The following is a 13,500-nucleotide window of genomic DNA, read 5'->3' on the forward strand; positions in this document are numbered from 1 at the left end:
ACTTTAGATACAGCTTACACTAAAAAAGAAGCTGGATTATTAAGAAAAGAAATGGCAAAACTTTCTAAAAATATTGGTGGAATCAAAGAAATGAACACTTTGCCAGCTGCATTATTTGTAGTTGACATCAAAAAAGAATTCTTAGCATTAGAAGAAGCTAAAAAATTAGGAATTCCTGTAATCGCATTAATCGATACAAATGTAGATCCTGATTTAGTAACTTACAAAATTCCTGCAAATGATGACGCTATAAGATCAGTAAAATTATTTGCGCAAGTTATTGCAAATGCTGCAATTGAAGGAAATGGCGGAATCGAAAATGTTGCTGAAGGGGAAGAATTAGAAGTTCCTGCAAACGAAGAAGTTGTTGAAGAAGTAGTGTCTGAAACTGTAGAAGAAGCTGCTGAAGAAAACACAGAAGCGTAATTGAATTTAACAAAAACTTTTGATTAAAAAAATAGTTTATATAGAGAATTAAATAAGATGTGAGGGGAATAAAGCCATTCCCCTGTTCTCGTAATACAAAAATATTATTTAGCAAAGGTTTTTCTTTTGTCATAAATATAGTAAAATTAATTTTAAACCGAACTCAAAAGTTATGACTATTTTACTTAAATTCTAAGTTTATGTAATTTTTAATAGTTCGATTTTAAATAAGTTCGAGTATAAATTTAAAATATAAAAATAAAAAATATATTTAGGAGGGAAATAAAGTGGCAATTACAACAGCACTTATTAAAGAATTAAGAGAAAGAACAGGAGCAGGAATGCTTGACTGTAAAAAAGCTTTACAAGAAAACGGTGGAGATGTTGAAAAATCAATTGACTGGTTAAGAGAAAAAGGAATTGCTAAAGCAGCTAAAAAATCTGGAAGAGTTGCAGCAGAAGGATTGGTGTTTGCAGCAGTTTCTGAAGATAGAAAAAAAGGTGCTATCTTGGAATTTAATTCTGAAACTGATTTTGTTGCTAAAAATAGTGAATTTAAATCTTTTGGAGAAAAATTAGTAGAATTAACTTTAAGTCATGATTTAACAAGTGAAGATGAATTGAAAGAAGTTGAATTTGAAGGAAAAACTGTTGAAACTCATTTAACAGAATTAATCGCTAAAATTGGTGAAAACATGAATATCAGAAGATTAAAAGTTATTTCAACTGATGGATTTGTTGAAACTTATATTCACTTAGGTGGAAAAATTGGTGTATTATTAAATGTTAGTGGAGAAGCTACTCCTGAAAATATTGAAAAAGCAAGAGGAGTTGCAATGCATATTGCTGCAATGGATCCAAAATATTTAGATAAATCAGAAGTTACTGCTGATGATTTGGAAAGAGAAAAAGAAATTGCAAGACACCAATTAACTGCTGAAGGAAAACCTGCTAATATTATCGACAAAATATTACAAGGAAAAATGAGAAAATTCTACGAAGAAAACTGTTTAGTACAACAAAAATATGTTAGAGATGACAGCGTTACTATCGGAGAATTTATTGCCCCTAGCACAATAAATTCATTTGACAGATTTAAAGTTGGAGAAGGAATTGAAAAAGAAGAAGTAGATTTTGCTGCTGAAGTAGCTGCACAAATTTCTGGAAATTAGTTTTTGCTATAAGGGGAAATAAATCCCCTTATTTTTTCATAAATATATAAAATATGGAGGCTCCTAAATGTTTAAATATAAAAGAATATTATTAAAATTAAGTGGGGAAGCACTTGCAGGGGATAAGGAATTTGGATTTTCAAATGAAGTGCTTGAAAGTTTTGCAAAACAAATAAAAGATGTTCATGAAAAAGGTGTACAAATTGCTATTGTTATTGGTGGTGGAAATATTTTTCGTGGAATAAGCGGGATGGAAAAAGGCTTTGACAGAGTGACAGGAGATACGATGGGAATGCTTGCAACAATTATGAATGGGCTTGCATTGCAAAATTCAATCGAAAACTTGGGAGTACCGACACGTGTGATGACTGCACTTCAAATGCCACAAGTTGCTGAACTTTATATAAGACGTAAAGCTATAAGACATTTGGAGAAAGGAAGAGTTGTTATTTTTGCAGGTGGAACAAGTAATCCTTACTTTACAACAGATTCTTCGGGAGCTTTAAGAGCAGTAGAAATTCAAGCAGATGTGCTTGCAAAAGGAACAAAAGTTGATGGAATTTACGATAAAGATCCTATGAAATTTGATGATGCTGTCAGATATGATACTGTAACATTTGATGAAGCGATTTCCAAAAACTTGGGAGTAATGGATACATCAGCACTTTCACTATGTAGAGAAAATCAAATGCCAATTGTAGTATTTAATGCTTTGGAAGAAGGTAATATCTTAAAAATGGCTCAAGGTGAAAATATAGGAACAACTGTAAAAAAATAAAAGATATTAGATAAAAAATAAAAAAATAAAAAGGTGGTAAAAATGTTAGATGCAATTTTAAAAGAAGCTGAAGAAAAAATGCAAAAATCTGTAGAAAATACAAAAGAAAAATTTTCTCACGTAAGAGCAGGACGTGCTAGTGTTTCTATGCTTGACGGAGTAACTGTGGAAGCATACGGTTCACCAGTTCCATTAAATCAAGTTGGAACAGTTTCAGCTCCAGAAGCTAGATTATTAGTAATTGATCCTTGGGACAAGTCACTAATTCCAGTAATTGAAAAAACAATTTTACAAGCAAATTTAGGATTTAATCCTTCAAATGATGGTAAAGTTATTAGACTTGTTGTGCCAGAACTTACACAGGATCGTAGAAAAGAATATGTAAAAATGGTAAAAAAAGAAGCTGAAGAAGGAAAAATTGCGATTAGAAACGTAAGAAAAGATATAAACAACAAGTTAAGAAAACTTGAAAAAGATAATGAAATTACAGAAGATGAATTGAAATCAAATGAAGAAAAAGTTCAAAAAACAACAAATAAATTTATTGCACAAGTTGATGATGCTTTAGCTAAAAAAGAAAAAGAATTATTGACAGTTTAGTCTTGAATAGAATTAAACTGTATTTTGTTATTGTAAAAAAAATTAAGCTAGATTTCTCTAGCTTTTTTATTTGGATATTTATTTAATAACTTGCCATTTATTATCGCTACCTTTGGCAAACTTAACAGTAGATGTTGCTAAATTGATTTTTTTTGTATTTTTTAAATAATTATATTGAAGTTTTATATATTTTTCAATATCAACTTCAATTTCGTCTTTTCCGCTGTCAACTTTTGCATATTGGCTTGCATTATCTCCTAAGTATTTGTCTAATGCTTTTTCATCGTATCCTTTAATCAAGAATACAACTTCACCATCATTTCCATGTTCATTTACTTTGTAAACTGATACTTCAAATTGTTCAATAAGCATTGTATTTGAATCTTCCCATTGTTTTTTTAATGTTGGGTTATTTATTTTTGCAACATATTTATCAACATCTGGGTTAATTGATTTTAGCATTTCACGTGAACCGTAGTTTGAAATTTCTTGTAGCACTTTTGCATAATCTTGAGCTGCAGTATTTAGGGAGTCAAATTTTTTAATTTCTGCTGTTTCTTTTGTGGTTTGAGCGGCATTTGCAATAGTGGGAATTGCTGTTAATTGTCCCAATACCATTAATCCCATTAATATTTTTTTTGCTTTTGTAAATTTTATCATTTCTTTTTTTCCTCCAAAATTTTTTTTAATATATTATACAAGATATTAATTTTATTGTTATTAAAGTTTTCATTGAATAATCTATTATTTTTTAAATTATTTTTATGAATATATGTTATTCCTATACTTTCTATATTTTTTATTTTTAAAAATGCAAAGGGGAACAGTCGCCATCCCCTTTGCAAACCCCGCTTGTCTAAGCATTTTTTGAAAATGAAAATTAAACTCGCTTCGCTCAAACAGAAATTTTCATTTCCAAAAAATCACGACATTTTTAATTTCCAATAATGATTATTTTAATCAAAAAAATAATTTTAAATTATTGTTCTTCCAAGTCGTCGGTAAATTTAAAGCCTTGGTCTTCTAAATCTTGTTTTGATTTGTTGTAGAAGTTTTCGTAGATTATTGAAATCATTTCTTTGTATGATGGTAGTTGTGGAGTTCCGTTTTCTTCACGCCATTTTATAGTGTCTTTTTCGTGGAATTCTACGCCTTCTTCTACTTTTTTGGCATCATAAGTGTCTTCAAATACGAATGTATCTAGTGGGACTCTTGGTTTTAATCTTGTTAGTTTTCTTTCGGCAGAAACTCCAATTGTTGTACCAATAATTGGGAAAACGTATTTTGGAAGTCCTAGCATTTTTATGAATTCTTTTGTTTCTTTTCTAATTGCTCCGATTACAGTGCTTCCGTAACCAAGGGCAAAGGCTGCAGTTTGCAGTGCATTTACCATAATTCCAGCATCAACTGCTCCAACTAGGATTCCATCAGCAGATTTTGGGGCGATGTTTCTTTTTCCAATAGAATCTGTGGCATAAACTCCACGGTGAAAGTCGATTAATACAAAAATAAATGCTTCAGCTTGAGCGATATGTTTTTGACCGCCACATAATTCTGCAATTTTTGCTAATTTTTCTTTATCTTTTATAACAATTAATGTAGTTTGCTGACCATTTATTGAATTTGCTGCTCTTTGAGCAGTTTCAAGAATAGTTTTTAAATCTTCTTCTTTTAGTTTTTCTCCTGTAAATTCTCTTACAGAACGTCTATTTTGCAATTGTTTTATTAATTCGTTCACAAAACCACTTCCTTTTTAATTTAAGTTTATTTATAATGGTATCATATTATATTTCTATTGTCAAACAGTTTAAAATCGTATTTTTTTATGGTATAATTTACAAATAAATGATAAGTTTTCTATGAAGTGAAAAAATAAAAAAATTGAAAGAGAAAAAAATGCTAAGAAATAAAATAATAACTAATAAAACTTGCGGAAAGCTCTATATTGCCGGAGAATATTCGATTTTGACAGCTGGGCAGAGTGCGATTATAAAAAATGTAAATATATTTATGGAATCAAAAATAAATTTTTCAGATACGGATGAATATACAGTTTTTTCAGATATGTTTGATTATAAATTAACTATTGAAAAAGATGCTTTTGATAATGAAAATATTTTAAAAAATTTTGATAAAAATTATTCGCTTATTTGTGAAACGATATTTGTTATGGGGGAATATTTAAAATTAAAAAATTTGAAGATTAAGCCTTTTAATCTAAAAATTACAGGAAAAATGGAAAAAGATGGGAAAAAGTTTGGAATTGGTTCGAGTGGAAGTGTTGTAATTTTAACAATAAAGTCTATTTTGAGCTTGTATAATTTAAAAATTTCTAAAGAAATGATTTTTAAGCTGTCTTCTTATGTCTTGCTAAAACGTGGGGATAATGGTTCTATGGGGGATATTGCCTGTATTTCTTATGAAAATTTAATTTTTTACAGATCTTTTGATAGACAAAAAATTAGGGAATTAATAAAAAATGAAACATTGGAAAATATTTTAAAAATTGACTGGAATTATGAAATTTCTGAGCTTTATTTTGATAAAAAAGAAAATAGTTTAAGTTGTGAATTTTTGGCTGGGTGGACAAAGGAGCCTGCTATTTCAAGAGATTTAATAAATATTGTAAAAAATTCTATTTGTGAGAGTAAAAATTTTTTGGAAAATGTGGAAAAAGTTGTAGAAAAATTGAAAGAAGCCATAAAAAATGGGGATAAATTGATAATTAAAAAATGTATTGGCGAAAATGGAAAATTGCTTGAAAATCTAAATGAAAATATTTATAGTAAAAAATTAAAAGAATTGGTGAATGCCACAAAAAATTTGGATATTTGTGCAAAAAGCAGCGGGGCAGGTGGTGGAGATTGTGGGATTGCATTTTCTTTTGATGAAAAGGATACTAAAATAGTTGTTGAAAAATGGAAAAAACTGGGGATTGAATTGTTGTATTCTGAAAAATTATAAATAGATATGTTTCAATAATCTAAGTTTTTTTATTTAAAAAACATAGTTTTTGTTGGATTTTAAACTTTTATAAATGATTAAAATAAATAAAAAGAGGAGAAAACATTGAAAAATAGGAAAGATGAGCATATTAGGTATGCGTTGGAGCATAGGAGTAAATATAATAGCTTTGATGAGGTTGAGCTTATTCATTGTTCAATTCCAAAATATAACCTTGAAGAAATTGAGCTGAAAACTCGATTTGCGGAGTGTGAATTTGAAGTGCCATTTTTTATTAATGCAATTACAGGCGGAAGCGAGAATGCAAAAAAAATTAATCAAAAGTTGGCTAGAGTTGCGAGCGAGTGTGGCATTTTGCTTGTGACAGGATCTTATAGTGCGGCTTTGAAAAATGCTGGCGATGATTCGTTTGAAATTGTGAAAAGGGAGAATCCTTTTTTAAAGCTTGCCACAAATATTGGAATTGATAAAGATTATACGGCTGGGATTAAGGCTGTTGAGGCTTTGGATCCGTTGTTTTTACAAGTTCATGTTAACCTCATGCAAGAACTTATTATGGCAGAAGGAAGCAGAAATTTTGGAGAATGGGAAAATAATTTACAAAAATTTGTAAAAAATATTAAAATCCCGCTTGTCTTGAAAGAGGTTGGATTTGGAATGACTGAAGATACGGTAAAAAAAGGGATTGAACTTGGAATAAAGACATTTGATATAAGTGGGCGTGGGGGAACTAGCTTTGCATTTATTGAAAATATGAGGCGGGAAAATGCTCTTCATTATTTGGATAATTGGGGACAGACTACAGTTTCTTGTCTTTTGAATTTAAAAAATTATGTGGATAAAGTGGAAATTATTGCAAGTGGAGGTGTTAGAAATCCGCTGGATATCGTGAAGTCATTGGTTTTGGGGGCAAAAGCGGTTGGAATTTCTAAAGTAATTTTGGAATTAGTTGTGAAATATGAAGTTGAGAAAGTGATTGAAATTGTGGAAAACTGGAAAAATGAGTGCAGAATGATAATGTGTGCTTTGAATGCTAATAACATTGAGGAGTTGCGGAATGTTAAATATGTTTTGTATGGGAAAACATTAGAATTTTTTATACAGCAAAAAGAGAGTTTCTTAGAGTTTTGAGATTATTTTTGTTAATAGAGATTAAAACTTTTTTTGTATATTATTTTACTTTAAAAGTGCAAGGGGGAACAGTTGCCATCCCCCTTGCATCCCCGGCTAGTCTACGACATTTTTACGTACTGGCAAAAAACTCGCTTGTGCTCAGACAGTTTTGCCAGCACATAAAAATGCTCCGACAGTAGTGATTTGTATTGCTGTAAAAAAAGCTAGAAAAATTTAGCCTTATTTCATTAGTAAATTTTTGTTTTATACAATAAAGTACCTTTAGGGTTTTAAGATAATTTTATAATAAAGAATTTTGAGATTATTCTTGTTAATATAGATTAAATTTTTTTTGGTATATTATTTTACTTTAAAAGTGCAAGGGGGAACAGTTGCCATCCCCCTTGCATCCCCGGCTAGTCTACGACATTTTTACGTACTGGCAAAAAACTCGCTTACGCTCAGACAGTTTTGCCAGCACATAAAAATGCTCCGACAGTAAATTGTGATTTGTATTATTGTAACAAAAAAAGCTAGAAAAATCTAGCCTAATTTGTCAATAATTTTATTTTGTTTTATAAGTTACCCTTAGGGTCTTAAGGTGTTTTTATTATATCATATTTTATGAAAATGTCAAATAAATTTTTTTATAGTTAGATTTGTTATTGGAAAATGGGAGGAGAGTTTATTAGATGAGAAAAGAAGAAGTTGGGAAGAAGAAAATTATCGTTTATGATTTTGATAAGACGCTTTATGATGGGGAGACAGGGGTTAATTTTTCGGTATTTTATTTGAAGAAGTATCCGGTTAGGTCGGTTTTGTTTATGATGAAGTATTCTAAGGATTTGATTTTTTATTTGTTAAAAATAATAAATTTGACAACCTTGAAGGAGAGATATTTTGAATTTTTGGAAAGACATTCTAAAAGTGAGATTGAGGAACTGGTGGCTGAATTTTGGGAAATTAAAGGGAATAAAATTTATTCTTGGACAAGAGAAGAATTGGAGAAAAATAAAAAAGAGTGTGAAATGGTTATTGTGTCTTCGGCAAGTCCATTATTTTTGATTGAAAACTTTTTGTTATCGCTTGGGTATGATAAAGTTTTTGGGACTAATTTTGTGAGTGATGGAAAGAATGGCAGAGAAACTTTTGTTGCGAAAATTGATGGAAAAAACAATAAGGGGGAAGAGAAAGTTAAAAAGCTGGATGAATGGGCGAAGGAAAAGGGGTTTGAATATGAGATTGTGAAGTTTTATTCGGATAGCTTGGCGGATGAGCCTTTGTATGATATTGCTTGTAAAAAGTATTGGATAAAGAAAGGGGTTAAGATTGAGGGGATGCCTAAAAGGAAGACTTTATTTGATAAGTTGTTTTGGAAGTAAATTTTCTAATTTTATATTTAATTTATTTTAACGTAAAGACGTCAATTACCAGATTAAAAAGTTTTACTAATTCTAAAATTTTAAATTATTTTTGTGAATAAAAGTTAAAACTTTTCTTTATATATTATTTTATTTTGAAAGTGCAAGGGGGAACAGTCGCCATCCCCCTTGCATCCCCGGCTTGTCTAAGCATTTTTTTGAAACAAAAACGAAACTCGCTACGCTCAAACATCGTTTTTATTCCAAAAAAATCACGACATTTTTATTTGATTGTAAGGATTAATTATAACAAAAAAAACTGGATTTTTCCAGTTTTTTAGTTCCAATTTTTAACACATTAAAGTTCCTTAGGGTTTTAAGATAATTTTATTATATCATGTTTTATGAAAATGTCAAATGAATTTTTTAAGCAGGGGCATCATCGCCATGCCCCTGCACCCTGGCTAGTCTACGACATTTTTACGTACTGGCAAAAAACTCGCTTATGCTCAGACAGTTTTGCCAGCACATAAAAATGCTCCGACGGCAAATTATACTTATATTATTATAAAAAAAAGCCCCTAAGGGCAGAGGTAGAGGTGAAATTCGGTTTTGCCAGACTATTTAGTTATTCTATAAACGATGTATAGAACAATGATAAGTCTGATAAGATCCTCATTTGACACGGCTCTGAACCTCCTATCATAAATATAATGAGTTGTTGAACTCGAAATTATTATAACAAAAAAAGCTAGAAAAATCCAGCTTAGTTTGTCAACATTTTTATATTTATGATAGTTACCCTTAGGGTTTTAAGGTAGTTTTATTATATCATATTTTATGGGAATGTCAAATGAATTTTTAAAACAGGAGATTTTGTGACTTTGTGAAGGAGTGTTTTGGGATTATTCTTGTTAATATAGATTAAAACTTTTCTTTATTATTATTTTATTTTGAAAGTGCAAGGGGGAACAGTCGCCATCCCCCTTGCATCCCCGGCTTGTCTAAGCATTTTTTTGAAACAAAAACGAAACTCGCTACGCTCAAACATCGTTTTTATTCCAAAAAAATCACGACATTTTTATTTGATTGTAAGGATTAATTATAACAAAAAAAAGCTAGATAAATCTAGCCTTATTTCGTTAGTAATTTTTTATTTCATATCATAAAGTACCCTTAGGGTTTTAAGGTAGTTGTATTATATCATGTTTTATGAAAATGTCAAATGAATTTTTTAAGCAGGGGCATCATCGCCATGCCCCTGCACCCTGGCTAGTCTACGACATTTTTACGTACTGGCAAAAAACTCGCTTACGCTCAGACAGTTTTGCCAGCACATAAAAATGCTCCGACAGTAAATTGTGATTTATATTGTTGAAAAAAGCTAGAAAAAACTAGCTTAATTTATCAGTAATTTATACTTTATATGTAAAGAATTTATAAAATAATTATACTATATTGTGTGAAAATAGTAAATGGATTTTTTTGATCACAAAACATAAAAAACCCACAGATTGTGTTATCTGTGGGAAAAACGGAGATTGGAGGTTAAAATTTTAGTTGCTAAATAGGAAATATAAAATTATAACTAAAATAGCAACAAAGATGAAATCTCCGTTTATCATAATCCACCTCCATCTTTATTGTATTTTGGAGTAGCGAACTCCAAGAATTATTATAACACAATATAATAAAAAAAAATACCCCTTTTAATAAAAGAGGTATATTTTTCGCTATTTTTTTAAATACAATAAAGATTTTCATCTTTTTCCTTGTACATAATTATATCATATTTTATGGGAATGTCAAATGAATTTTTTAAGCAGGGGCATCATCGTTATGCCCCTGTACCCTGACTAGTCTAAGATAATTTTATAATAAAGAGTTTTGGGATTATTCTTGTTAATATAGATTAAAACTTTTCTTTATTATTATTTTATTTTGAAAGTGCAAGGGGGAACAGTTGCCATGCCCCTTGCATCCCTGGCTAGTCTACGACATTTTTACGTACTGGCAAAAAACTTGCTTACGGCCAGCACATAAAAATGCTCCGACAGTAAATTGTGATTTATATTGTTGAAAAAAACTGTCAAAAACTAGTTTAATAATTGTTTTTTTAATCTTTTTTTGATATAATTATTTTGTAGATGAAGGGAGGAGAAAAATGGTGATTTATGAAAGGAAAGTACGATTATATACAAAGTCTTTTTTAGATGAATATATTAGAGTTAGTGAATTGACAAGAAAATTAAATAAGAAGATTGGGTTTTCTATATTTAAAGTCGTTGTTGATGTTGAAACTTCTACTTTGAAAGTTTTGAATAAATATGAGCATAGATCTAAAAATAAATTTCAAAATACTTTTAAAGAGGTGCTAAATAATGTCAGATAATAAAAAGAATATAGCAAGGGAAAAAGAGATGGGAACTATACCTGAAAATATACCTGAAATTATAGCACAATTAACTCAAACACAGATGAGCCGTAGTGAATTTTCAGGTCCTTTACCACAGGAAGTATTAAAAAATTTATCAAAAGAAGATAAAGAAAAACTTATTAATAATTATATTGATCAGGAAGCTAAAGATTATCAGAAAGAACTTATGATAATAAAAAATTCTGCTGAAATTACAAAAGATAGGGATAAAAAGATTTTTATTGTTTCTATTTTAGGAATGTTTTTCTTTTTGATATTAGTTGCATTATGTTTACTTACAGGTAATAAAGAAATTTTAATTGATATTTTAAAAATATTTGTAGGATTTCTTGGCGGTACAGGTTTTGGATTTTATATTCGATCTAAAAGAAATGAATAATGATTATTAGTCACAGGTGTAAAATCTGTGATTTTTTTGAATAAAAATTAATTATAACAAAAAAAACTGGAAAAATCCAGTTTAATTTGCCAATATTTTTTTGTTTCAAATACAAAGTTACCCTTAGGGTTTTAAAGTAATTTTATTATATCATGTTTTATGAAAATGTCAAATGAATTTTTTAAGCATGGGCATCATCGTTATGCCTCTGTACTCTGGATAGTCTAAGATAATTTTATAATAAAGAGTTTTGGGATTATTCTTGTTAATATAGATTAAAACTTTTCTTTATTATTATTTTATTTTGAAAGTGCAAGGGGGAACAGTCGCCATCCCCCTTGCATCCCTGGCTTTACACAAAACTTTCTTATAAAGAAAAAAGAAAACTCGCTTCGCTCAAACAGTTCTTTTTTCTTTAACGAAATTTTGCTTATTAATTTAAAAAAAATTTTTTATTCTAAAAAAATCACGACATTTTTATTTAATTGTAAGAATTAATTATAACAAAAAAAAGCTAGAAAAATCTAGCCTTATTTCGTTAGTAATTTTTTATTTCATATCATAAAGTACCCTTAGGGTTTTAAGATAATTTTATAATAAAGAATTTTGGGATTATTCTTGTTAATATAGATTAAAACTTTTCTTTATATATTATTTTATTTTGAAAGTGCAAGGGGGAACAGTCGCCATGCCCCTTGCATCCCTGGCTTTACGCAAAACTTTCTTATAAAGAAAAAAGAAAACTCGCTTCGCTCAAACAGTTCTTTTTTCTTTAACGAAATTTTGCTTATTAATTTAAAAAAAATTTTTTATTCCGAAAAAATCACGACATTTTTATTTGATTGTAAGAATTAATTATAACAAAAAAAAGCTAGAAAAATCCAGCTTAGTTTGTCAACATTTTTATATTTATGATAGTTACCCTTACGGTTTTAAAGTAATTTTATTATATCATGTTTTATGAAAATGTCAAATGAATTTTTTAAGCAGGGGCATCATCGCCATGCCCCTGCACCCTGGCTAGTCTACGACATTTTTACGTACTGGCAAAAAACTCGCTTATGCTCAAACAGTTTTGCCAGCACATAAAAATGCTCCGACAGTAAATTGTGATTTTTATTGTTGTAAAAAAAGCTAGAAAAATCTAGCCTTATTTCATTAGTAATTTTTTATTTTATACAATAAAGTACCCTTAGGGTTTTAAGATAATTTTATAATAAAGAATTTTTAAATTATTCTTGTTAATATAGATTAAAACTTTTCTTTATATATTGTTTTATTTTAGAAGTGCAAGGGGGAACAGTCGCCATCCCCCTTGCATCCCTGGCTTTACGCAAAACTTTCTTATAAAGAAAAAAGAAAACTCGCTTCGCTCAAACAGTTCTTTTTTCTTTAACGAAATTTTGCTTATTAATTTAAAAAAAATTTTTTATTCCGAAAAAATCACGACATTTTTATTTGATTGTAAGAATTAATTATAACAAAAAAAAGCTAGAAAAATCTAGCCCAATTTGTCAATAATTTTTATTTTGTTTTATAAGTCACCCTTAGGGTTTTAAGGTGCTTTATTATATCATATTTTGTGGGAATGTTGAATGGAATTTTTTGGGGTAGTTGTAGGTACAAAAATTATTAAGAAAAATAAAAAGATTGGAAATTAAAATATTAGGATAATATAAGGGGAATATAGGGGTTTGAAAAGATAAATTAGGTTAGGAAGTAGTTAAAATTTGGTTAAAGTTGGGAGGAAAGTTTGAAAAAAACTTGACTTATTTTTTTTTATAGGGTATACTAAGATTATATCAATAGTCTTTTAAAAAGATATGGATTTAATAATTTATAAATAAAAAAAGGTAATGAAATTGTTTGAAAATAAGTTTTGTATAGTTGAGCTATTAAATCTATTGTGTTAAAACGTTGATTTTGGGCATTGGATTCAAGATTTGGGTAAATTTTGGGACAAAATTGGTATGGATAGGGTTTGAACAGGAATTTATAAGAGACTGGTAAATGGAAAACTAAGGACCAAGAGAGGCTGACGGCTTTTGGTAGAAGAGTTGGATATTTGGCTTGGGATTTTATTAGGTTTTGCTGTTTGAAGCTGGAGAAATGCGGGAGAATATAGAAAGATTTTCGTTTTATTGAAATCACTATCAAATCACTAGATCCACTATTTTTTTTGCTTTAATGGTGGATTAATAATTATCACTGCGAAAGTCCTCTATGGCCCCCCCCTTGAGGACTCCTACCCTTCCAATATTGATTTTTAC

11 protein-coding genes are annotated in these 13,500 nt (G+C 29.4%); 9 read left to right on the forward strand and 2 right to left on the reverse strand.

The genetic code is table 11. The features are described from left to right. The 4 genes from rpsB to frr form a co-directional block, all read left to right on the forward strand. Window positions 1–426: 30S ribosomal protein S2 (gene rpsB / locus ACO409_RS08540; protein WP_485556357.1), on the forward strand; the 426-nt coding region annotated here is incomplete at its 5' end. A gap of 287 nt (window positions 427–713) precedes the next feature. Next, window positions 714–1,598, forward strand: a complete 885-nt coding sequence (gene tsf, locus ACO409_RS08545; RefSeq protein ID WP_485556359.1) for a translation elongation factor Ts — start codon at window positions 714–716, stop codon at window positions 1,596–1,598. Window positions 1,599–1,665: 67 nt separating this feature from the next. After that, the gene (gene pyrH / locus ACO409_RS08550; RefSeq protein WP_485556361.1) at window positions 1,666–2,376 is read left to right on the forward strand and encodes a UMP kinase; all 711 of its coding nucleotides are present in this window, start codon (window positions 1,666–1,668) and stop codon (window positions 2,374–2,376) included. A 42-nt stretch (window positions 2,377–2,418) separates the two neighbouring features. Further along, window positions 2,419–2,976: a ribosome recycling factor gene (gene frr / locus ACO409_RS08555; protein WP_485556363.1), complete on the forward strand. Its 558-nt coding sequence runs from the start codon at window positions 2,419–2,421 to the stop codon at window positions 2,974–2,976. Between the two features lie 78 nt (window positions 2,977–3,054). Here frr and ACO409_RS08560 read toward each other — a convergent pair whose 3' ends face one another. Together ACO409_RS08560 and ACO409_RS08565 are read right to left on the reverse strand one after the other, a co-directional pair. Then, window positions 3,055–3,636, reverse strand: a complete 582-nt coding sequence (locus ACO409_RS08560; protein ID WP_485556365.1) for a hypothetical protein — start codon at window positions 3,634–3,636, stop codon at window positions 3,055–3,057. Between the two features lie 319 nt (window positions 3,637–3,955). Beyond that, the gene (locus ACO409_RS08565) at window positions 3,956–4,714 is read right to left on the reverse strand and encodes a nitroreductase family protein (protein WP_485556367.1); all 759 of its coding nucleotides are present in this window, start codon (window positions 4,712–4,714) and stop codon (window positions 3,956–3,958) included. 158 nt (window positions 4,715–4,872) lie between these two features. On the opposite strand from ACO409_RS08565, the gene ACO409_RS08570 reads away from it, so the two are divergent. The 5 genes from ACO409_RS08570 (at window position 4,873) to ACO409_RS08590 (ending at window position 11,230) form a co-directional block, all read left to right on the forward strand. Further along, a complete protein-coding gene (locus ACO409_RS08570) occupies window positions 4,873–5,940 on the forward strand; it encodes a phosphomevalonate kinase (protein ID WP_485556369.1) in 1,068 nt (355 codons plus the stop codon). 105 nt (window positions 5,941–6,045) lie between these two features. Further along, a complete protein-coding gene (fni, locus tag ACO409_RS08575) occupies window positions 6,046–7,071 on the forward strand; it encodes a type 2 isopentenyl-diphosphate Delta-isomerase (protein ID WP_485556371.1) in 1,026 nt (341 codons plus the stop codon). A gap of 674 nt (window positions 7,072–7,745) precedes the next feature. Next, complete coding sequence (locus ACO409_RS08580) at window positions 7,746–8,435, forward strand: HAD family hydrolase (protein ID WP_485556373.1); 690 nt, start codon at window positions 7,746–7,748, stop codon at window positions 8,433–8,435. Window positions 8,436–10,578: 2,143 nt separating this feature from the next. Beyond that, window positions 10,579–10,806: a hypothetical protein gene (locus ACO409_RS08585; RefSeq protein WP_485556375.1), complete on the forward strand. Its 228-nt coding sequence runs from the start codon at window positions 10,579–10,581 to the stop codon at window positions 10,804–10,806. Next, window positions 10,796–11,230 (forward strand): hypothetical protein, encoded by a 435-nt coding sequence (locus tag ACO409_RS08590; protein WP_472356264.1) that lies wholly within the window; start codon window positions 10,796–10,798, stop codon window positions 11,228–11,230. Before ACO409_RS08585 ends, ACO409_RS08590 begins: the two co-directional genes overlap by 11 nt. The last annotated feature ends 2,270 nt before the right edge of the window (window positions 11,231–13,500 follow it).

The organism is Leptotrichia sp., assembly GCF_057270615.1.